Here is a 22,121-nt window from a genome sequence, read left to right on the forward strand (position 1 = left end):
AATATTGAAACTATTTTTTTTAGCTTAGGTTTGTAGGTGGAATTGTGTGTTTTTTACACCACACTACAGCGGTAAATTGCAGGGTATTAAATAAAACAGAAATATATGCATCGATTGCCTGTGGCATATCGGCATATTCTGCCGCGGGCTATAAATGGCCAAGTCTGCCTTAAAGATGAAAATAGTTTTTATTTAGCCATTGCTTACTGCTGGCTTTGCCATGCAAAGCGAAATAGGAATAGCAACTCACCTTGCCAAAAAAGGAGGGGGCAATCGGCATTGCTCTAGTGCAATGTTTCTAGATATATGTGATAAATCAGTATGAAAGAGTATTGCGCCCCTCGATATAGGCAGGGTAAAAATAGAGATGTTTATTGAGCTCTACTGAGAAAATGCCTTGGAACTTTTCATATCAAATCAAGAATTAGCCGCGCTAGAGCCTCAGCTGAGCGGCCTACTTGGCAAGGCAAGGCTGGCCATGCTGGTACGTATGGCTTGGCATCAGCGGCAGCGAAATTGTGCGCTGGCTTTGGCGCTAGCAGATGAGGCTGAGTTGTTGCTTGGCTTAGCTGAGGAGCGTGAGGCTCAGCAATGGTTTGCGCGGCTGTTGTTGCTACGAGCAGAAGTCAAAATGCTTTTTTCTGATTTTGATGGGGCATTGCCGCTGATTGCTGCCGCCCAAGCTATTTTTGAAAATACTCAAGATACGCTGGGGCGGGGCGACGCGGCTTGGTTAGAAGCGTATGTGTTTAATGATCGAGGCCAGAGCCAGGCCACAGAGTGCTGTTTGCTGGTGGCCAGTGATGCTTATCGTTTGCTTGATGATGCGCTGCGTTTGCAAATGGTTGAGGCACGCCGCTTACTCTATGGGGTGTTTCGTGATCCTAGTACTGCTGGGGCTGCGCTACAGCGTGCTTTTCCAGAACCACAAAGCTACGCCTCCCCACTGTTTAGTTTTATCGCTGCGGCTAAAGGGCTGGTCGCAATTTTAACTAACTCGCCTAGTGCGGCAATTAAGTATTTTTTGCAGGCCTATGAGGCGGCACTTGATAGCGGGCAGTTGAGAAGCGCCTTGGTGTCGGCAAATAATATTGCAGATTCATTCGATCAATTAGGCGATCAAGAAACCGCACTTGAATGGGTAGAGCGGGCGATGTGTTTGGCACGATCGACAGGCTGGCCTGTGAGTATGGGAGCATGCAAATTAGTTGCCGCAGGCATTATGCGTAAGTTAGAAAAATACGATGAGGCACGCGCATGCTTACAAGGTGGCTTATTGCAGATGGAGCATTTGGCAAATACCAGAAATTATAGTTTGGCACTGGATGGGCTGGGCCTGCTTGAGCTGGATGTGGGCAATATTGAGGCCGGTTTAAGTTGGTTTGAAAAGTTAGAAGCGCATGAGCAATCACGTATTTCGCCAGACATACTTGGGCTTGCATGGCGGGGGCAGGCTAGTGCGCTATTTAAATTGGGCCGCTTAGACGAGGCTCGCAGCAAGGCGGAGGCCACTTTGCAATTGGCCATTGAGCGTGGTAATGCCGATGTGCAGATTAAGGCCTTATGGGTGCTGGCACAAATCTATACTCAGGCTGATTTACCCGCACCCATCGGCATGACTAAGCCAAGCGCTAGCTTGCATTATCTACACCAAGCGCTGGATGTGGCGACTCGGATTGAGAGTTATGCAATCTCCCCTGAATTATTTACCCAAATTGCGGCGGCCTATGCCGTATGTGGTGACTACCCTGCGGCCTATGATTACAGCCTGACTGCGGCGGCTATTTATAAAAAAACGCATTCAATTGAAGTAGAAAAGCGTGCCTTGGCCATGCAAATTCGCCATGAGGTAGAGCGTGCACATGCCGAAACCGCCCACCATCGGCAAATTGCTGCTGCGCTGCAAGAAACCAGCGCCACCTTAGAAGTGCTGGGGCAAATTGGCCGAGAGATCACCGCAAATCTGAATGCCCATGCCGTGTTTACCGCCTTGCATCGTCATGTGTCTCAGTTGCTAGATGTCAGTAGCTTTGTGGTATTTTTATTAGATGACCATGAGCCGGTCTTACATTTTGTGTTTGGCATGGAAAGCGAGCAGCTGATCTATGGTGAAAAAACGCCTTTAGCCCACCCTAGCTCTAAGGCGGCGCGTTGCGCGCGGGAAAAACAGGTGCAGCTCGTGCATTTAGAGCCAGATCATCAAGACGCCACGCTGATTCCAGGTACGGTGGCCACGATGAGCTTATTGTTTGCGCCACTGATGGTGGGGGAGCGCTTGCTGGGGGTGATGTCGATTCAAACACCCACTCTGCATGCTTATGGTGAACGCGAGTTATCCATCTTTCTTGCGCTTTGCGCTTACGGGGCGATTGCGCTCGATAATGCGGCGGCCTATGCGGCGGCTGAAGCCTCGCAAAGCTTGGCTGATCGCGCACTCAGTGATTTGCGCCAAACGCAGGGCGAGTTGATTCAAAGAGAAAAACTTGCCTCGCTTGGCTCTCTTGTGGCTGGGGTGGCGCATGAGCTGAATACCCCGATCGGCAATAGCTTATTAGTAGCCAGCACCATTAGCGATGATAGTGAGCGATTCTTGCGACAAATCAAGCAAGGTGGCGTGCGCCGCTCTGATTTAGAGCGTTATTGCCAGAGCGCCGAAGAATCATCGAGCCTATTAATCCGTTGTTTACAAAAAGCCGCTGGCTTGATTACTAGCTTTAAGCAGCTTGCCGTCGATCAAACGTCGGATCAGCAGCGATCATTTGATTTACGTACCGAATGCGAAGACGTGGCGCTGATGCTAGGCAGCCGTATTCGCGGCGCAGGCCACGAGCTAAAGCTGGATATTGCTGACGGCCTGCAAATGAATAGCTATCCTGGCGCATTTGGCCAAGTGCTGAGTAATCTGATTATCAACGCCATTGTGCATGGCTTAGAAGGGCGTAAGCATGGTTTGATGAGCATACAAGCTAATGCCCTCAATGAAAGCCACGTTAAAGTAATCTTTAAAGACAATGGCCGTGGTATCAGTAGTGATCATATTGATCGTATCTTTGAGCCATTTTTTACCACGCAACTAGGGCAGGGCGGCAGTGGCCTAGGTTTACACATTAGCTACAACATTATTTACTCGGTGCTAGGTGGCAGCATCAGCGTGATCAGCCCAGAAGGCGAAGGGGCCATCTTTGAAATGATTCTGCCGTTTGTGGCTCAAGCTTCACCAAGCTAAGCCTAAAAATAAGGGCTTGTTTGCATAAACTCCACATCTACCCTTTCCCTTACGCCACTTATGCCCTAAAGTAGCGTTCAATCGAACGATCGTTCAAAGATATGGATCTGGCTGCGCTACCTGAAGCACTTAAAACTCGTCTCACCAAATTAGGGCTGTTGCGCCCGTTTGATCTGGTGCTGCATCTGCCCTTGCGCTACGAAGACGAAACCCACCTTTACCCCATGGTGGATGCGCCGATGGGGCAAGCGGTGTTGCTAGAGGGCACGGTTGAATCCTGCGAGGTGCAATATAAGCCGCGTAAACAGCTGATTGCTCGGGTAAGCGATGCATCAGGAACCATCTCGGTGCGCTTGCTTAATTTTTATCCCAGCGTAGCCAAGCAGCTGGCGGTGGGTAAAACGGTGCGTCTCTATGGTGAGATCCGCCGTGGATTTTTGGGCGATGAAATGGTGCACCCCAAAATACGCGCCGCCAATGAACAGGGCCTGAACGAAGCACTGACGCCCATTTACCCAACAACGGCAGGATTAAACCAGCTGCAATTGGCAAAGCTGATCCGCTTAGCTTTAAAGCATTGCAACTTAGCCGACACCCTGCCGGAGCGAATACTTGGGCCGCTTGATCTGCCGGATTTTTCATCCAGCGTGCAGCTATTACATGCACCCACGCCAGATATTCCGAATATCTTATTGACCGAGCGCACCCACCCCGCTTGGCAGCGGCTGAAGTTTGACGAGCTGCTGGCCCAGCAGCTCAGCCTGCGCACGGCCCATGCCGCAAGGCGCGAGCGTACCGCACCGGTGATTGCGCCCAAAGGCGAGCTGGCGGCAAGTTTGCTGGCGAGTTTGCCGTTTACCTTGACCGGTGCTCAGGGCAAAGTTTTAAAAGAAATTACCCATGATTTAAACCAGCCTCACCCTATGCAGCGGCTGTTGCAAGGCGATGTCGGCTCGGGCAAAACCATTGTGGCGGCGTTGGCGGCGTGTCAGGCGATTGAATCGGGCTATCAGGTGGCACTGATGGCCCCGACCGAGATTCTGGCCGAGCAGCATTTTAATAAATTATCCGCATGGTTTGCGCCGCTGGGCATCAAGGTGGTGTGGCTGGCTGGCTCTTTGGGGGCAAAAGCCAAGCGGCTAGCGATTGAAGACGCCGCACTGGGCACTGCGCCGCTGGTGGTGGGAACGCACGCCATCTTTCAGGCCAGCGTCACCTTTGCTAAGTTAGGGCTGGCGATTGTGGATGAGCAGCATCGCTTTGGTGTGGCGCAAAGGCTGGCGCTGCGTGAAAAAGGCGGCAGCCCACATCAGTTGATGATGAGCGCCACGCCGATCCCACGCACGCTCGCCATGAGCTACTACGCCGATCTGGATGTGAGCGTGATTGACGAGCTGCCACCGGGCCGCACCCCGATTGTCACCAAGTTAATCAGCGATGCACGCCGCGATGAAATCATTCAGCGTATCGCTGCCAAGGTAGAAGAAGGCCGTCAGGTGTATTGGGTCTGCCCGCTCATTGAGGAATCTGAAGCGCTGCAATTGCAAACCGCCGTGGATACCCATCAGCAATTATCCGAAGAGCTAGAAGATATCGCAGTAGGTCTTGTGCATGGGCGAATGAAAACCGCTGAAAAAGCCGAGGTGATGGCGGCGTTTTTAAGAAACGAAGTGCAGGTGCTAGTGGCCACCACGGTGATTGAAGTGGGCGTAGATGTGCCGAATGCCAGCCTGATGGTGATTGAGCACGCCGAGCGTATGGGCTTGTCGCAATTGCACCAGTTGCGTGGCCGAGTAGGGCGGGGCGCGCACGCATCGCTGTGTGTCTTGCTTTATACCACTCCGCTGGGCGAACTAGCTAAGGCGCGCTTACGGGTGATTTATGAAAATACCGACGGCTTTGAAATTGCCCGTCAGGATATGGAAATCCGCGGGCCGGGCGAGCTGGCTGGGGTAAGGCAATCCGGCGTACCGATGCTGCGCTTTGCCGATTTAGAAAAAGACGCCGATTTACTCGAAGAAGCCCGTCTGGTTGCAGAAGATTTACTGGCAAACGATGCCGCTACCGCATTAGTGCATCTGGATAGATGGCTACCTGGGCGGGAGATGTTGTTGAAAGTGTAAGCTGGGCATCCAAATAAATGTATTAGCCCTCATGAGGCGCAGATCAAAGATCTCTTTGTGTCTTCTCTTTGGTTTACGGTAGAGGATAAAACGCAAGTATTTGCTGTATTTAATTTAGCAGCAGAGCTGCAATATTTTGGATCGCTGTTTTTGGAATAACGAGAAGGGCGGGGAGTTGTTGGGTAAATTTCGCTGGGTGATTGCCCTTAATGTGCTTTTAAAGTGCGAATCGCAGTGGCCTTAAATTCAGCAAAATCCATACACTCCAGCAAACGCGCGCTGGCGCATTCCCTAATTAAAGAGATAAATAAATCGTAAATCGCCATCGCCTCTTCGTAATCTTCCTTGCTAATCGCCAGCAAGAAAATCACCGAAGCCACCGCGCCATCGCCCCAAGCGACGCCCTGAGGGGCAAGCACGGTATAGACCACGGAGCGCTTGGCAAGCAGGCCCAAGGAATGCGGCACAGCAATGCCATCGCCTTGAATCGTAGATAAAATCGCCTCGCGCTCGGTGACAGAAGGATAAAAATCCTCGTTCACAATGCCTTCTTGCTCTAATTGCAGGCACAGGCGCTGAAACAGTGCGTCTTGGGTAATCGGCTCATCAATGCGCAAAAAGTGTTTAGCATCAAAATAGCGATCAAGCATATAGGGATGAGCGCGGTTGATCTCTACCGTTTTGGCCAATTGCTCTAGCTGAAACTCGGTAGGAAACGGCGACACCACAATCACCGGCTTGCCCTTATTGTCTAGTGGCTGGGTAGAGATCACAAAGTCGTCAGTTACCCCATCTAAGGCGTAATAATCCTGCTGCGAGATTGATTTACTCAGCAATACCTGCGGGAATTTTCGCTGCAACATCGCCTCAATCATCCGCGAAGTCGAATTGCCCATATCGCACACCAGCAAGGCCTGCGGGCGGCAGACAAAGGCAATTTGATAATGCCGCTCCAGCCCCACGCCAATATGCAGCACCAAATAGCCAATTTCATTTTCACTCACTTGATAGGCCGTGTGCTTGGCCCAGCTTGAAACCGCGCTCAGGGTAAAATCATAGGCCAAAGCGTAATGCTGCTTGATATCGGTCAGAACGGGGTTAGGTAAATTAATCTGATAGCGCAAACGCGTGATCATGGTTTTAACGTGGGTGAGCAAATCCAAGCGCAGGCGGCTATCGTGGCGCAAATCATAGTGATAATGGCGGTTGATATAATCCAGAATATAGCTAACCAAGGCCTCTGCATCGTCGGCATTAATCGTGTCAGGCAAGATACCCTGCGCGCTGCGGGCGGCGATATTAACGGCTAAAAAGTGCGTTTCAGCGCTTGATAGCTCGCAGTGCGTGATTTGCCTCAGCTCCGCCACCAAATCACTGGCAAGGGTGGCTACATCTGGGCTCACTTCTTCCCCCGATCGCTCTTCGATGGGGAAACCATCGCTAATTCTTTTACTTGCTACGGCACAATACTGGCTCAAAAAATGAAAGCCTTCATCGCTTAAGCGCACCGAGCTACACGCAAGTAAACGTGGTAAGGCGTTCATAAAATTCATAGCCGCATTGGCTAAAACCGGATCACTCGCCAGCAGCGGATGGTGGTTTTCTTCACGGCGCAGCTGGCAGAGTAAATCGCTTAAACACACCCGAATCGCCGATTCTCTGCCCATCAGCTTCATGCCGTAATGTGGCCGTGTTTCGATGCTTAATTGATATTGGGCAAGCTGGCTGCGCACCTCTGCCATATCGATTTGTAGCACCGCGCGGTTCACATACCAAGAATCCGCAAGATCTTGCAATTTAAACGCATAGGCGGAGGTCAAAAAACTCATCAATAAGTATTGAACCCGCTCGCCAGCGGTGCGCGGCAGTGCTTTGCTCGATTTTTGGTTGAAAGTCAGCTGAGCAAAGCGCTCTTCATTATGAATACTGAGCACATAGCCTTCACCTCGCTGCAAAATAAATTGCGCGCCATGCTCGAGCAAAGTCTCATTTAGCGCCGTAATATCGGTACGCACCGTGCGCGTAGACACCGAAAACCGGCGCGCCAGCTCATCCTGCGGCAGCGTTTCTGCCTGCAAAGTACGATAAAGCAAAGCCAGACGCTTATAAGGAAAACGAACCATAATGACCTTGACCCCAGCAAGGCGCAGCTTCTTCGCCACAAGAAGCCCACCATAAATCGATCAATCAAAATCGCCTGAATCAGCGCGAAGTGAACAGGGTGAGACAATGCTCGCTTTAGTAAGTTGCTGGGCTGCATCGTAAGCTTTTACGCTATGTGCATCGAGTTAAACCACTCCCATACAGTGCATGTAGGGCGGGTGAAACTCCATATGCGCTAAGCAAAGTCAAAAAGACCTTTTTAGTGCCTTTGGCACGTTGATTTTGGAGCGGTTGGCCACCGCGGGGGCCTTCCTTTCTTGCTTCGCCAAGAAACGAAGCCAAAGAAGGCGACCCCACGAAACACGAAGGCCCCTGCGCTGCGGACAATCGAGTCGGCGGCGGGCGGGATTGGCTCGCTGCCTCGCTCCCTTGCCGAAACCCCGCCCCGCTTGTTCCTCGCTCCGGCGTGTTTCAAGGGGATTTTAAAAAGCCCTATGCAGAGAGCGTAATCATTACATTTTTCGCTGTTTGCTAATGAAAAAGCAATTTGGTTAGCTTGTATAGGATTAAACCGCACACTTACCCCAACTTTGCCTTCACCATCGCCAGCAAAGTTGCCACATCTTCCGGGCGGGTGTTGCCGCTGGCTTTGTCGATAATCGAGCTATAGATATGGGGGATGATTTTTGTGACGCCTGCGTCCAGCGCAATCCCCAAAATTTCTTCAAAGTTTTGCAGATCAATTCCACCGGTGGGCTCTAGCCAGAAATCATTGGCCGCGCAGGCTTTGGCCACGGCGATATATTCATCGCGGTATTTCAGGCCGTCCATTGAGAAATACTTTACCGAATTGCCGCCCATATCTTTCAGCATGGCAATGGCGGTGGCAACCGGCACAATTCCATCTGCCTGTTGGCTGCTTAAAGGGCCGGTAGAGATTTTTACCATGCCAACTTGGCCAGTAGGGGAGATCAAACCATTCACCACCGTATTATCTTGCCCGACCAGAGCACGGGCTGGGCCTACTCCGGTGAACACTTGGTTGATATGCTGCGGCTGAATCTGGCGGCTGATCTCATTCACCATCGCCGATTGCCGAGGATCGCCCGCCCCTAGGCCCACAGAAATTGCATTCTCAATCAGCTGGGCATAGGCCTGCATATCTTCAACGGCAGTGGCCACATCGGGGTAGTTTTTAGAAAGCAGGCCCACCACCACGGCACCCTCTGCGGCCTGATAAATATCCACGGCATTTTGCTTGCTGCCGCCTAAAACATTCAAACACACGCGATCACGATAAAAATTTGGACTTAATTGACTTAATTTCATAGTAATTTTTCCTTTAATAATTGCTGAATCTGCTCGCTGATTGTGCTGAGCTGGCTATCGCTGACGCTGCGTACATCCACCTCAACCTTGCCTTCATTGGCTTTGTATTCACGGAAGTAAATAGCGATAGGCCCCCCTTTAAGCGCGGCCACCATATCGATGGCGCTGCGGCCCAAGGCGGCCTGATCAAAGGATATTTCTGTGCGGGCAATATCACGCCCTGCGCCATCCCAAACCACTTTGGCGCTCACGCCATGAATCTCGTTAAGCGCCGCAATAAAGGGCCGCATTTTGGCAACCATTTGCTCGCCGCTTTCTTTCTCACGCAATAGATAGGTTTCAATGGCACAAGTCAGGCCCAAAATGCCTTCTTTGCCGACCTTCATCGCGCGGCCAATGCCTTTGCCCTGCTTTTTAACCCAAGCCACGTACTGCTCGCGGCCCAGCACTAAGCCGCTGGATGGGCCTTCGATGGCTTTTGCACCGCTGTAAATCACCAAATCCGCGCCTAGCTGATAATAAAGACGCAAGTCTTCTTCGGCGGCCGCGTCCACAATCAAAGGCACGCCATGGCTTTTAGCTACGGCCACAGCCTCTGCCACGCTCAACATGCTTTTTTGCACGGTATGGTGCGATTTAATATATAAAATCGCGGCAGTATTGGGGGTAATCACCGCAGCCAGCTGCTCAGCCGAGCATTCATTGGCCCAACCCGCTTCAACCACTTTGCCACCACCCAGCGCCACCATCGTCGCCACTGGCGCGCCGTAATTCACGTTATGACCTTTTGCCAGCACAATTTCGCAAGGGCCATGAATAGGCTTGGCATGCAGATTGAGCAGCAAATCTGCGTCGTCTTTAATAATCACAGCGGCCACCGCCTGAGCGATTCCGGCGGATGCGCAAGACACCACCACCGCGCTTTCTACCCCCAGCAAACCCGCAATATATGCACCGGTTTTATCGACTAAATCCTGCATCTCGAAATAATGATTCAGCCCCAGATTAACCGCCGCCACCACCTCAGGCTGCGGGGTAGACACACCAAGAATAGTCATCCGCCCGGAAGCATTAATCACCGGCTTAAGTTGGTACTTTTTATAAATCGAAGACATGATCTTTTTTTCCTTCTTCAGTCAAAAATACCTTTCCCGCGACAATCGCCGCCAAAGGCCTGAGTTGGTGATCAGAAATAAGCGATTCGCCCTCACAATCGCGCTGAGTATTGGGCGTTTTATCCAGAGCAAAAATCGAGATATCGGCATCAAAGCCAACAGCCAGTTGGCCTTTGCTAGGCAGATTAAGCGCCTTGGCGGCATGGGTGGTGACGCAGCTAATCACCTGCGCGAGGCTCATGCCCAAAGACAGAAACTTGGCCATCACTGGGGCCAAGCCATAGACCGGGCCAGCGATGCGGTTACGGCAGTAAATATCCGAGCTAATCGTGTTCGGCAAAATGCCCTGAGCAATCGCTTGCCTTGCCACCGCAAAACTAAAGCTCGCCCCGCCGTGGCCCACATCAAGGCAAACACCACGCTGAATCGCCCTATAAATACTAGGCCGCAGCACGCCTTCGGCATTCAAAATGCGATTGGGTTTGCCGTTATAGCAGTGGGTTAAAATATCGCCCTCATCGAGTAACTCGGCAATATCATCCAAATCGGGCGGGGTATTGCCCACATGCACCATCAGCGGCAAATGGCGATGTTTTTGCTGAATTGCTTTGGCCATTTGCAAAGGGATAATCCCATTACTGCCCACGACGCTTGAGCTTAAACGCGCTTTTAAGCCAACGATAAACTCAGGGAATTGGCCAATTGCTTGGCTGGCGGCAGCCTCATCAATATCGGCCAAATCGGCCAGCTCGTGCTGAGTGACCAAACCGATGCGAGAAATATTCAATAAAGCCCGCACTTCAGTCTGGCAGGCCTGCGCCAGCTGATAAAAATGCGCAATATCATTAGCGCCACAACTACCCGCATCCACCACCGTGGTCACACCGCCCGCAATACCGACTAAATCAGGCTGATCGTTATAAATAGGCGAGGCCGAATAGCAATGCACATGGCCATCAATCCAGCCTGCGCTGGCATAAAACTGACCTTTTAAATCCATAGTTTGACGAGCTTGGGCGTTGATCTGGCCAATGGCCGCAATCTTGCCGTCCTTCATCGCAATATCAAAAATGGCATCGTCTGTGGGACTCACTGCACGACGGATGATTAAATCAAACATGGGATTCCTTTTTTTTTTCTGCTTATACCGCATCCAAGCTGAGCCAACGCCTGCAGTGTCTTTCGTAGGGCGGGTAAAACCCGCCGAGTAATACTAAGCCAAGTCAACAAGACTTTTTTTAGTGCCTTCGGCACGTTGATTTAGGTGCGGGCGTCCCGCTGGGCCTTCCTTTCTTGAACGGCCAAGAAACGAAGCCAAAGAAGGCCGCCCCAGCCAGCACGAAGGCCCCTCACTGCGGATAATCGGCTCGGCGAAAAAGGCTGCTCGCTCGCTGCCTCGCTACCCCTTTTCCGAAACCCCGATCCGCTTATTCCTCGCTTCGGCGTGCTTCAAGGGGGGATTTAAGCCCCGTGCCTAGAGTCGCGAGATATATCTAATTTTGCTGCGGTTGAAACTAATCAAAACCACATAACAGCTCAATTCCAAATAGTTTTTCTCCGTGAAACTCCGTGTTCTCTGTGGCCTCCGTGGTTCAAGATTTGGGTTTTCCGTCATCAAATCAGTAAATCAAACAATCGCCACCGGAAACACCGAGCCAAACAGCATCGCGCCTAAAATCGCGCCGCCAGTAATGGGCTTGCCCCAGAGGTAGAAGGCTAAAGCGCCGATTAATGAGCCCACGCCAATGGGGATGGATGCAGCAATCGCGGTGATGATGATCAAGGGGCCTAGAAAACGCCCCGATGAATTACCCGCACCCATCATCACGTCGGCACCAAAGGTTGAATTGGATTGGTTCACCGTAAACTTACGCGCTAGGATAATAATTCCGCCGATGGCGCAGCCAATCACCATGCCTGTGGCGAGCGCGGCAAAGAAGTTATCCAGCGGATAAGTCACGCCTGCGCCCAAAAACATGGCAGGAATGCCTAGGCCCACACCGGTCATAATCGCGCCGCCGATATCTAAAATACCGACCAGCGCGCCTTCGATAATCCGTGCAAACAAAAAGCTCGCACCAAAGGCCGCCACTGCGCCATAAACGCCGGTATCCATTCCCGCACGCAGCATGGAGACAAAAGCCACTTCATTGAATGCGCCTATGCCGTAGACGTAATACATATGCGTTCCGGCAAATACCCCGGCTGACAGCAAGCCTACAAAGAAAGGAAAGCTCCAATCGGCGAACCAGAAATTAGCCTGTACTTCTTCTTTAGTGAGTTCAGTCATTTTCGTCTCCTTAAGGCTTCAGCGTGTTATGCAGCAGCTCATACCAAGCCGGTATGGCTAAATGGAAGGATTGAATCATTTTCAAATCAAAGCCACGGAAGAAGGCGCTTAATACAAATAACATCACCACGCTGACCATCATCGACTTGGTGATTCTGTTCCAGCCACCATCATCAACGCCTTTACCAATCAAGATACCCAGCACGAGGCCCGGTACGGCATTGCCCATAATCAGCTGCGCTAGGCCACCAAAAATCGTCCCCCAAAAGCCCGAGCGTTTACCCGCTTCAATCGCTGCCAGCCAGAAAATCACCGGCATGATGATATTGACCAGCATATTGGCCGCAGGCACCAAGACTTTAACCGCGGTGACTTGTAAAGAAGGCGGCACAGCCGAGGCAGTGGTATTTAAAAACGCCACCACCGCCATACCGATCAAGCCACAGGCCAGCGCCATTTTTCTAGGGTTGTGCAGGGTCTCGGCCAGATTGGGATTTTTGCTCATCAGCGCCGCAGCGCCCCAATGCGGAATCACACGGTGATCCACATCCTGAGTAAACGCCCCAGCGGCCACCGATGAGGCCCAGGCATTAAAAAAGAAGCCCAAGCCAAAGGAGAAATGCGAAGCCGCATCGCCTTCACACGAATTAAGCTCGCCTAAGGTACGAAACGCGCCTATCCCCTGTGCCGTTGGCGCATGAAACATCCGCGCAGCCCCCGCCCCAACAGCAAAACCAACCAAGCCACCAATCACCAGCGACTTCATTAATATCATCAGCAACATAACGGCCTTCCTCTTAGGACTTGGATGGGTGAGTAGTAAAAGACACCTGATCGATATCAATCGCCGTCACACTCACAATCACTTCCAGCTGCACTTTGTAATGGGAGCGAATACGCGGCAGAAACAAGAATAAAAATCGCTCCTTCCTTTGTGACTCCTCAGCCATAAGTACCACCACATCTTGTGGCTCGATGCGCAGCAAAATCTTTTGGCTACCTGCCATCACGGCGCGCTGCACTTGGGAGAGCGCATCGGCAAAAGCCTTAGCTTTACTGTCGCCCATGCCGCTCACAATCACTTTGCTCTGGAAGTGTTCTTTCATTTAATTGCCGTACTTTTTCTGGTAAGCCACAACCAAGCGCTGGCCCAGCTCTTCCTTATCCATAAAGCCAAAGCCTAGGACGACGTAGCCTTCTTCAATCGCCGTAATGCCTTCTTCAACCGAGCGCATGCCATATTTCGCCTTATAGCCATGCTTGGTTTGCGCCGTAATCGCCCCAGCTCCGCCGCTGCCGCAAAATGAAATACCCAGCTGCGCGTTTTCAGTCTTCATCACATCGCCCAGCTTCATATCCGCAGCCACACCCGGAATCACCACCGCACGCCCCGCTGCCAATTCAACACCAGCACCTACTTTTTGGCCTTTACCTAAACGATCGCCAATTACCACGGTAATTTGAGTCATTTCAATTCCTTTTTAGTGAAGAGCTTATTGCAGAGATGGATATTATTTATTCTTTGCCACTTCAAAATGAATCGATAACAGCAGCGCTTCCTTGTTTGGCAAATTGCCAAACATCGCCGTCACCGTTTCGGATAGCCGCATCGCAGTGGCTGAAATTTCGTCAAATAAATCGGCATCAAAATCAGGCAAACCCTCACCCGTCAAAGAGCGCCGAGCCATCGCCTTGATATGTGCATCCATCTTCATTTGCTGCACATCGCTGAGGTATTTGTTTTCTACCTCTAGCAACTCAGTAATCTGCCTCAGCACCCGCTCGGCCAAAGCCTGAATCTCAACCTCGCTTACTTCTGCAACTTCACCCATGTTTACTCCCAAGCCTGTCATAGCTAGCTGTGATTAATTCGATGACTCATCGTAAGCAATATGGGAGGCGCTTTGTACCTGTTTTATTTCCACTACAAAGTGGAAAAAAGAAGGGGTAGTGGAAGAATTTGGTGGAAGCTGCCATGAGAGTCTTTGAGCTAAGGCGGGGGGCATTACAAAAGGAAATGGGCAAAACATCAGCTGTTTTGCCCGTGGGTAATGCCAGAATTATGGTGCAAAAATCACTTGTCTAAGATGCGGGTTTGTCTTGCGAAATTAAATGATCTACTTCTGCATCTTGGCATAGCTAAGCCACCAAACGCCCAGCCAGCACTCGCTTCCCCAGCCATTGCACGGCGGTGCATAGCAGCAAATACACCAGTGCAATAAAGCCGAAGACTTCCAGCGGGTAAACTTGCTCACGGCTGTTGACCTGGCTGGCGACGAAGGTAAATTCAGCCACACCAACGATATAGGCCAGCGAGGTGTCTTTCACCAGTACCACCCACTGGTTTACAAAGGATGGCTGCACAATACGCAGGGCTTGCGGCAGAATGACGAGGCGCAAGACTTGATAGCGGTTTAGACCACTGGCGTGAGCGGCTTCCCACTGGCCTTCCGGCACGGCGCGTATGCCCGATTGCACGGTGTAGGCGAGATAGGCACCAGACACCAGCGACAGCGCGGCAATCACGGTGAGCACGCCGGGGATGTCGATGCCAAAGGCAATCGGCAGTAAGAAGTAGCACCAGAAAATCAGCAGCAAAACAGGGATAGCGCGCAGCAGCTCGCAGACTGCCAGTAAAACCCGCCGCAGCCAGCCCTGGCTTAGCGTGAGGCTGATGCCCCAGACCAGCCCTAAAATACTGGCGAGGATGGCGGCACTGGATGCCAAAATCAGGGTAAGGGCGATGCCGCCCAGCGGGCCGTTGGGCCAAGCGCCGATAAAAAAGAACAGCAGATTATTGCTAATTACGGCGGTATTCATACCCACCTCCGCACAGGTTTGGCCACGGGGCCTGCCAAAGTGCGCTGCACCAGCACAATCAGCAGCACATAAAACACGCTGGCCACGGCAAAAGATTGGAATGTCAGCAGGGTTTGGGCGTCGATCTGGCGGGAGCGGTAAGAGAGCTCCATCACGCCAATCGCCATGGTGAGCGAGGTATTTTTAATGGTGTTCAGCCATTGCCCTAACAGCGGTGGCCATGCGGTTTTAATCGCCTGCGGCCAAATCACCCAGCGCAAAACATCCAGTGGGCGCAGCCCCAAGGCCCGGCCCGCATTCCATTGGCCCTGGCCCACGGCATTCATGCCAGAGCGAATATCTTCGGCAATAAACGCCATGGCGTAGAGCGACAAGGCCACCCACGCAGCGATAAACTCAAACGAGGGCAGGCCAAGAAAAATATCCCCCGCCTGCCAAAGCACATGCGGGCTATTGAGCCAGAGCATCCACTCCTCGGGCAGCAAGGAGCCCACGGCAAAATACCAAAACAGCACTTGCACCAGCAGCGGGATATTGCGGATTAGATGATGTGGCAGTGCCAAAATCCGGCTGCGTGATTGATGGCGGGCAATACCCAGCAGCACACCAGCGATAGTGCCGGTGAAAATCACGGCAACAGAGAGTAATAAGGTAATCAGCAAGCCTTGGCCCAGCGTCAGAATATGCGGCCAATCCAGCCAGCCATTGCCCAGCCATGCGGGGGGATTCATTTCCCTTACTCCAATAAAAAAATGCGCAAGGGCGAACCCTTGCGCTAAAAGTCGAGAATGTCGATACCAGGAGATAAAACAATGTCTAAAACAAGCTGCGTTTGTGCGGTACGACAACTACATCCACACTCACACTCACACGGCCCTTACTACACCTACACAAAAACTTGTTCCTCATCTGTCCACTGAGCAGCAGCAAAGCAGAGAGGTGGAATCACTTTAAACCTTGTCACCAATCTTAAAGTCTCGCGGTAAGGCTGCGCGGCTTTTTGGGCCAAACCAGTGATCGTAAATCTTCTTTGCCTGACCGGATTTTTCCAGCTCCAGCAAGGCGTCGTTCACCTCTTTGCTCAGGCGCTCTTCGCCACGCGGGATGCCAATGGCCTGATATTCACGCGTCAATGCAAAAGGGGAAATCTCGTATTTGATTTTGTCCGGCGCATTAGCCAGCAATGCCAGCAGCTTGGCATCATCTTGAGTAATGGCTTGCACATTGCCATTACGCAGCGCGGTGAAAGCCAATGGCGTATCGTCATAAGCCACTACAGGAGTGCTTGGATATTTTTCGCGCAGCAGAGTTTCTTGCGTGGTGCCTTTATCTACACCGATACGCAGCTTGGCGATATCTTCAGGGGTTTTAAGTACGCCTTTTCTGGCGATAAACTTTTGCCCGGTGGCAAAATATGGCGTGCTGAATTCAACCTGCTTACGGCGCTCTTCGGTAACCGTAAAGTTAGCCGCAACCAAATCCACTTTATTTGCTGTCAGCAATGGAATACGGTTGGCCGGATTCGTTGCCAGCAGCTCCAGCTTTACGCCCAGCTTTTTGGCAATAGCCTGAGCGATTTCCACATCAAAGCCAGCCAGCTGACGTGTTGTCTCGTTGACAAAGCCAAAGGGTGGGTTGCTATCAAATGCTGCTACGCGTAAAACACCGGCTTTTTTAATGTCATCGAGCTTATCGGCCAATGCTGGCCCAGTAATAGTTGTAAGAATAAGTGCTAGTAAAAGTGAGCGTTTCATGTTTTTTCCCGCATAAAGTTTTATTTTAAACTTGGGTGAATCTTTGCTTTAAGATTCAGAATTTGGTAATCAACTGCAATGAATGCATCATGCCTGATGGCTTAAAGCTTTAAAAAGAATTTAAAATTAAATTTATATAATTATTTAGAATATTAAGTGACGTAGATGTTTACTGAGTGGAGATATGCGTGGTTTTGCTAGGTCTTGCGTAAAATGCAATAAAAGTCATTTTTTGATAAAGGATTGTGAAAGGATGAGTAATTATTTTTGTCAAAAAGAGAATACCTAGATGCGATTTTTATTAGCGGCAGCGTTGTTGGCTCTTACAGCATGCAAGCAACCCAGCCAGCCAGTGCAGGCGGATAACAGCCATGCTTCTACTCCACTAGCATTGCCGACCAAAGTGAAAGATATCCCAGCCGGAATCAGTATTCAGGGGAAGCTGCTGCAGGCATTACGCTGGCAAGATAAAAGTGGCGATAATTTGCTGCTGCTTAGTCAGGCTGAGGGTGATTTTCAGCCCTCTAAAGATGGATCTGATGACGTACGTGATGCACATGTCTACGCGGCTCATTATTTACTAAGTGCCGATAAACCACGGCGGCTGTGGTTGCTGCAGGACGGGGTAGAGCAGTGCATGTTTGATGTGGCGGCCGAGTTTGATCTAGCCGCTATCCACGTGGCTGATTTGGATGGTGATGGTGTTATGGAAACCATCGTTGCTTATAGGCAGATCTGCACTAGTGATGTTAGCCCTTATAATTACAAGCTTATTTTGCATGCAGGCAAGGCTAAATACGGATTGCGGGGCACAGACCGCTTCGGTGTAACCTGGCGGGATGCAGATACCGGCCAGCTGTCGGGTACACCACTACTTGCTGATTGCAGCCGCAGCAGCCAGCAAGCTCTGCTTAACAGCAAAAAAACCGGTGGCTTTGATGAGCTGCCTTTACCAGGCTGCTATGCCGATGAAAAGGATTTTGCCGGAGCGCTCCCTGCATTTCTCTCTGCCATGCGCCAGCAGTGGCACAGCCTGATGCAGCAGCAAGAGGTCGAGTGGCGTAAAAACCTGTAATAACTTGGCAGGATCAACCGCTTTTTGTGAGTAGATAGTGGCTTTATTGGCGCATCAATTTCACTTTGAACCATGTGTATTTCAGAACCAAAAATTTTAAAAAAACACAAGGGAATACAGATAGGCGGATGGTTTTCTTTCGATTTGAGGGGGGTATAATTATCTGTATCGCATAATTGATTGACGGATCATGAGCAATATCGCTGGGCTTTCTTCTGCTGCATCTCCACCGCCCAAAGTGCAGACTTTGGCGGCACTGGGGGAGTCTGCCAGCAAAACTAAAACGGCAAATACGCAAACCAAAGCAAATGGGGAGCCATTAAGTGATGCAGAGCTTGCCACGATAGAAAAACTAGCTAAGCGGGATAGAGAGGTGCGCCAACACGAGCAAGCGCACCTTGGTGCAGCGGGGGGCTTAGCCACTAGCGGTGCAACTTATTCGATGGAGACAGGGCCAGATGGCAAGCAATATGCGGTGGGAGGGGAGGTAAAAATTGATGTTAGCCCAGGCAGTACACCTGAAGAAACGCTGAGCAAGGCCAGAATTATTCAAGCTGCCGCTTTAGCCCCTGCAGATCCTAGCGCAGCGGATCGCTCCATTGCCGCCGAGGCGGCATCCATGGCGCAAATCGCTCAAATGGAAATCGCCAAACGCAGCCCCTCCGCGCAAAAGCTGGCCACGCATTATGGTCAGAATGATTACCCACACAGCACTTTGGCGATATCGGCTTAGCCGCTTGTAAAAGCGGCTAAGCACTCTGTTTACAACAAACTGCCTTGGCATTTAAGTAGCCTCATTGCAATGGCTTAGTTGCCCATTTTTTCGTACTGACTTGCTATCTTATCCATGACTTCTAATAAACGTTCGCTAGTGCTGGCGATGTTTTTATCTGCATCACTATCTAGCCCACTCAGCGCGTTCTCTAAAAACACCCATTGCATTTGCGCTAGATCGAGCTGCTTGATAATGGAGGGGGTATTTTGCGGGGATGCACGCAAGGTAAGCAGGCCAGCGGAAAACTCTTTTTGAGCCTGAGCTTGCTGTTGTTTTAATGCTGGGTTTTGCTTGCCCCAGGTTTGCAAACAAGCAGTTTTAGCAAGGCGCTGGCTGAGCATGCGCTGACGGCCCGCAATGCGAATCAATTTGCCCTGCGGCTTGCCGAAGCTTGCTTCTAGGCGTTTTGCCAACTCACCTGCATCGTATTGCATCACTTCGGCAATATCATCCAGCTGCTTGGCTGTTTCTGGCTTGGGTGGAGTAAGCGCGAGTGTGCGCATGTTTTGCCATTGTGTTTCTTGTTTTTTTACTGTTTCAATACTTTCTGGCGCTGTTGCGCTTTCCAAAAGATTACTTAGCTGAGTAGAGAACTGTGTAATAGATGAGCTAATTTGTAATTTTGCAGCATCGCTTTGAATCCCTCGACCTTGCTGGCAATAGGCTTTCACAATGCGTTGGGTTAGCATGCGCTGCCCGCCGATAGCACTAATCGCTGCGCTAGGGCTGAGCACAGTTGCATGAGCCATGAGGGGCAATAAAAGGAAAGGAATTAAAATGATACGCATGGAGCAATCTCGTTAAATAAATTAAATATAGTCATATTTTGTGCTTGGTTACATAAAGCAAAAAAATGACCCCCGTCTAGATAAACTCAGAGCGGGGGTTTAAATGAGCGGGGATGCTCAGAATGCCGAAGTTTAGCGTGATCTATTGATATGCAGTAGCAGGTAAATTACCCATTTATTCTATTTGATCTTGCCGTTGACATATGAATACGCTGGCATGATGTTTGCTGCTAACACACCTGGTGTTACCCAGCGAGATCACAAAACAAGCCGTTCACGAAATACACAAAAATCACGGGTAGATGCCACTTTTCGAGCAATTTTTGCTGTATTTAAACCATAAAACGCCTAATCACTCCCTTAGAATGTAAAGCAAACAAATTGCCCTGATGAAGAATAAATCGAGCAGAGACGATGCATTTTTGTCGATCTTTTCGTGCATTGAGTGTTTTTCGTGGACGTGAGATGTTGTGCGTAATATGGGTAATTACTTAATACTTAGTACCCATTTCGCCAAATCTTTTGCTTCGGCATCGCTTACGGTATTAGGCGGCATAGGCATGGCGCCCCAAACGCCACTACCGCCTTTTTTGATTTTATCTGCCAGTTTTCCTGCGGCACTGGTATCGCCTTTGTACTTGGCGGCAACGTCTTTATAGGAAGGGCCAATGAGTTTTTTATCGGTTGCATGACAGGCGAAGCAGTTTTTTGCTTTGGCTAAATCAGCTGGGGCGACGGCATAGGCGCTGCTTACAATAAATAGGCTGAACAAGAAAATCACTTTTTTCATATTATAACTCCTGAGTAGTCAATAAAATGCAGGCAGCATGTTTGTTTGCTGTCAGTAAACATGAGATACGGCTTTCTATATTTGATTTAGATCATATCTATAGCTGAATGTGATTTTGCAAATGCAGAAAGACTAGCTCAAACTACTGCCAAATAGAATTTAAGGTTACTTGAGTATGAATTACTTCCCACTTTTTTTAAATTTACACGAGCAAAATTGCTTGATTATTGGTGGTGGTGATGTGGCTGCGCGCAAAGTTCGCTTGCTGGCCGCTGCGGGTGGGAAAATCACGGTGGTCGCCCCACAGCTCTGTGAAGAGTTGGCGAGCGCTGCCGTTGCGGGGAAACTAATCTATTTGGCCACTCGTTTTTGTGAAGCACAACTGCAAAATGTAAGACTAGTTATTGCTGCCACTAATAATGAAGAGGTTAATCGTCATATCTTTGAGGCCTGTGAGGCGCGCGGTATTTTAGTGAATGCGGTGGATGATCCCGCTAGCTGCCGCTTTATTACCCCTGCTATTGTTGATCGATCACCACTGATGATTGCTATTTCTACCTCGGGTGGCGTGCCGGTGCTGGCGCGGCAATTACGCACCCAGCTTGAGGCGCTTATCCCTCATGGCTACGGTGATTTAGCCCAAATGGCGGCTGATTTTAGAGATGAAGTTAAAAACACCCTGCCAAGCACAGATGCTCGTAAGCAATTTTGGGAAAAAACTCTCGCCGGGCCTATCCCAGATATGGTGTTTGCTGGCCAACATGCAGCAGCGCGTCAGGCATTAAGCGATTCGATTAAGGCCGATGCCGATGCCCCCTTACAAGGTGCGGTGTATTTAGTAGGCTGTGGGCCGGGTAATCCTGATTTACTGACCTTTAGAGCCTTACGCTTAATGCAGCAAGCCGATGTGGTGCTGTACGATAATCTGGTTTCTGCGCCTATTTTAGAAATGGTTCGCCGTGATGCCGAGCGGGTTTATGTAGGGAAAAAATCCAATAACCATGCCGTGCCGCAAGAAGAAATAAACCAGCTTTTGGTGCGCTATGCCCAGCAAGGTAAAAAAGTTTTGCGCTTAAAAGGTGGCGATCCATTTATTTTTGGCCGTGGCGGCGAAGAGATCGAAGAGCTTGCTGCCGCAGGCATTGCCTTTGAAGTAGTGCCGGGCATTACCTCGGCGGCGGGGGCATCGTGCTACGCCGGTATTCCGCTCACCCACAGGGATTACGCGCAATCGGTGACTTTTGTCACCGGCCATCGCCGTGATGGTGAGGTGGAGCTCGATTGGCCTCGTTTGGTTAGCCCCACGGAAACGGTGGTGGTGTATATGGGCGTGGCGCAGCTAGAAAAAATTTGCCAACAATTAATTAAGCACGGTAGGAATCCAGACACTCCCGCTGCGATGGTCGAAAACGCAACGCTGGCTAAGCAGCGTGTGGTGGTGGGCACTCTAAGCAACCTGCCGCAGCGTGTGGCCGAGCGCGGCATTAAGCCGCCAGCCTTGATTATTATTGGTGAGGTAGTTAGCTTGCACGATAAGCTGAAATGGCGTGAGGATTGATATAAGCGCACTAAGCCCGCCTATCGCACCAAGATAAATCGACTAAAAACTAATCTGAAATAAATGGAATCTAAGCACTAGCCCTTTTGCAAAGGGCTAGTGCTGCTTATCGTCTTGTGTTTTTTGTAAAATAAGATATTTGTTTTTGCGATATCTAAAATATTAATTAGAAATTTTTTGTAATAAATATAATGCTGTTATGTTTGTTTTTTGTTGGTTTTTTTTAAAAATTAAAAATAAAAAATATAATAATATCAATGACTAATAACAATATGTATTACGGATGAGACAGGTTTTTTATGCCATTCTTTAGAAGGTTGTTGACAGTATGTGTCAGTGTTGAAATACTGTATTGTCATAAAAAACCACGGTACT

The 22,121-nt window shown here is 50.2% G+C and carries 19 protein-coding genes; 5 read left to right on the forward strand and 14 right to left on the reverse strand.

What is annotated here, in order from left to right:
• Positions 1-397: 397 nt before the first annotated feature.
• Both Q0R17_RS02545 and recG read left to right on the forward strand, forming a co-directional pair.
• On the forward strand, positions 398-3,226 hold the full coding sequence (locus tag Q0R17_RS02545; protein WP_293931844.1) for a GAF domain-containing sensor histidine kinase: 2,829 nt from the start codon (positions 398-400) through the stop codon (positions 3,224-3,226).
• Between the two features lie 101 nt (positions 3,227-3,327).
• Positions 3,328-5,349 carry an ATP-dependent DNA helicase RecG gene (gene recG, locus Q0R17_RS02550; protein WP_293931846.1) on the forward strand — a complete coding sequence of 674 codons (2,022 nt, stop codon included), beginning with the start codon at positions 3,328-3,330 and terminating at the stop codon, positions 5,347-5,349.
• A gap of 206 nt (positions 5,350-5,555) precedes the next feature.
• Here the strand turns inward: recG and Q0R17_RS02555 are convergent, their stop codons facing one another.
• From Q0R17_RS02555 to Q0R17_RS02610, 12 genes are all read right to left on the reverse strand, one after another.
• On the reverse strand, positions 5,556-7,511 hold the full coding sequence (locus Q0R17_RS02555) for a transcription antiterminator (RefSeq protein ID WP_293931848.1): 1,956 nt from the start codon (positions 7,509-7,511) through the stop codon (positions 5,556-5,558).
• A 520-nt stretch (positions 7,512-8,031) separates the two neighbouring features.
• Positions 8,032-8,781 carry a KDGP aldolase family protein gene (locus tag Q0R17_RS02560; RefSeq protein WP_293931850.1) on the reverse strand — a complete coding sequence of 250 codons (750 nt, stop codon included), beginning with the start codon at positions 8,779-8,781 and terminating at the stop codon, positions 8,032-8,034.
• Positions 8,778-9,896 (reverse strand): DgaE family pyridoxal phosphate-dependent ammonia lyase, encoded by a 1,119-nt coding sequence (locus tag Q0R17_RS02565; RefSeq protein ID WP_293931852.1) that lies wholly within the window; start codon positions 9,894-9,896, stop codon positions 8,778-8,780. The genes Q0R17_RS02560 and Q0R17_RS02565 overlap by 4 nt, the downstream gene beginning before the upstream one ends.
• Positions 9,880-11,016, reverse strand: a complete 1,137-nt coding sequence (locus Q0R17_RS02570; protein ID WP_293931854.1) for an amidohydrolase/deacetylase family metallohydrolase — start codon at positions 11,014-11,016, stop codon at positions 9,880-9,882. The genes Q0R17_RS02565 and Q0R17_RS02570 overlap by 17 nt, the downstream gene beginning before the upstream one ends.
• A gap of 507 nt (positions 11,017-11,523) precedes the next feature.
• Entirely contained in the window at positions 11,524-12,186 is a 663-nt protein-coding gene (locus tag Q0R17_RS02575) for a DUF4310 family protein (protein ID WP_293931856.1), read from the reverse strand.
• A gap of 10 nt (positions 12,187-12,196) precedes the next feature.
• Complete coding sequence (locus Q0R17_RS02580; protein WP_293931858.1) at positions 12,197-12,970, reverse strand: DUF4311 domain-containing protein; 774 nt, start codon at positions 12,968-12,970, stop codon at positions 12,197-12,199.
• Between the two features lie 13 nt (positions 12,971-12,983).
• On the reverse strand, positions 12,984-13,292 hold the full coding sequence (locus tag Q0R17_RS02585) for a DUF4312 family protein (RefSeq protein ID WP_293931861.1): 309 nt from the start codon (positions 13,290-13,292) through the stop codon (positions 12,984-12,986).
• On the reverse strand, positions 13,293-13,655 hold the full coding sequence (locus Q0R17_RS02590; protein WP_293931863.1) for an SFCGS family glycine-rich protein: 363 nt from the start codon (positions 13,653-13,655) through the stop codon (positions 13,293-13,295). It lies immediately after the preceding gene.
• Positions 13,656-13,697: 42 nt separating this feature from the next.
• Positions 13,698-14,018, reverse strand: coding sequence for a hypothetical protein (locus Q0R17_RS02595; protein WP_293931865.1), 321 nt, complete (start codon positions 14,016-14,018; stop codon positions 13,698-13,700).
• Between the two features lie 307 nt (positions 14,019-14,325).
• Complete coding sequence (locus Q0R17_RS02600; protein WP_293931868.1) at positions 14,326-15,006, reverse strand: amino acid ABC transporter permease; 681 nt, start codon at positions 15,004-15,006, stop codon at positions 14,326-14,328.
• Complete coding sequence (locus Q0R17_RS02605; RefSeq protein ID WP_293931869.1) at positions 15,003-15,737, reverse strand: amino acid ABC transporter permease; 735 nt, start codon at positions 15,735-15,737, stop codon at positions 15,003-15,005. The genes Q0R17_RS02600 and Q0R17_RS02605 overlap by 4 nt, the downstream gene beginning before the upstream one ends.
• Positions 15,738-15,956: 219 nt before the next feature.
• Complete coding sequence (locus tag Q0R17_RS02610) at positions 15,957-16,760, reverse strand: ABC transporter substrate-binding protein (RefSeq protein ID WP_293931871.1); 804 nt, start codon at positions 16,758-16,760, stop codon at positions 15,957-15,959.
• A gap of 289 nt (positions 16,761-17,049) precedes the next feature.
• Here Q0R17_RS02610 and Q0R17_RS02615 point away from each other — a divergent pair, with 289 nt between their 5' ends.
• Together Q0R17_RS02615 and Q0R17_RS02620 are read left to right on the forward strand one after the other, a co-directional pair.
• On the forward strand, positions 17,050-17,835 hold the full coding sequence (locus tag Q0R17_RS02615) for a M949_RS01915 family surface polysaccharide biosynthesis protein (protein ID WP_293931873.1): 786 nt from the start codon (positions 17,050-17,052) through the stop codon (positions 17,833-17,835).
• Positions 17,836-18,025: 190 nt separating this feature from the next.
• A complete protein-coding gene (locus Q0R17_RS02620) occupies positions 18,026-18,568 on the forward strand; it encodes a putative metalloprotease CJM1_0395 family protein (protein WP_293931875.1) in 543 nt (180 codons plus the stop codon).
• A 74-nt stretch (positions 18,569-18,642) separates the two neighbouring features.
• On the opposite strand, the gene Q0R17_RS02625 is transcribed toward Q0R17_RS02620, so the two are convergent.
• Positions 18,643-19,398, reverse strand: a complete 756-nt coding sequence (locus Q0R17_RS02625) for a type IV pili methyl-accepting chemotaxis transducer N-terminal domain-containing protein (RefSeq protein ID WP_293931877.1) — start codon at positions 19,396-19,398, stop codon at positions 18,643-18,645.
• A gap of 487 nt (positions 19,399-19,885) precedes the next feature.
• Positions 19,886-20,188, reverse strand: coding sequence for a c-type cytochrome (locus Q0R17_RS02630; RefSeq protein WP_293931879.1), 303 nt, complete (start codon positions 20,186-20,188; stop codon positions 19,886-19,888).
• 175 nt (positions 20,189-20,363) lie between these two features.
• Between Q0R17_RS02630 and cysG the strand changes: the two genes are divergently transcribed.
• The gene (cysG, locus tag Q0R17_RS02635) at positions 20,364-21,746 is read left to right on the forward strand and encodes a siroheme synthase CysG (RefSeq protein ID WP_293931880.1); all 1,383 of its coding nucleotides are present in this window, start codon (positions 20,364-20,366) and stop codon (positions 21,744-21,746) included.
• The last annotated feature ends 375 nt before the right edge of the window (positions 21,747-22,121 follow it).

Source organism: Iodobacter sp., assembly GCF_025352645.1.
GTDB lineage: Bacteria > Pseudomonadota > Gammaproteobacteria > Burkholderiales > Chitinibacteraceae > Iodobacter.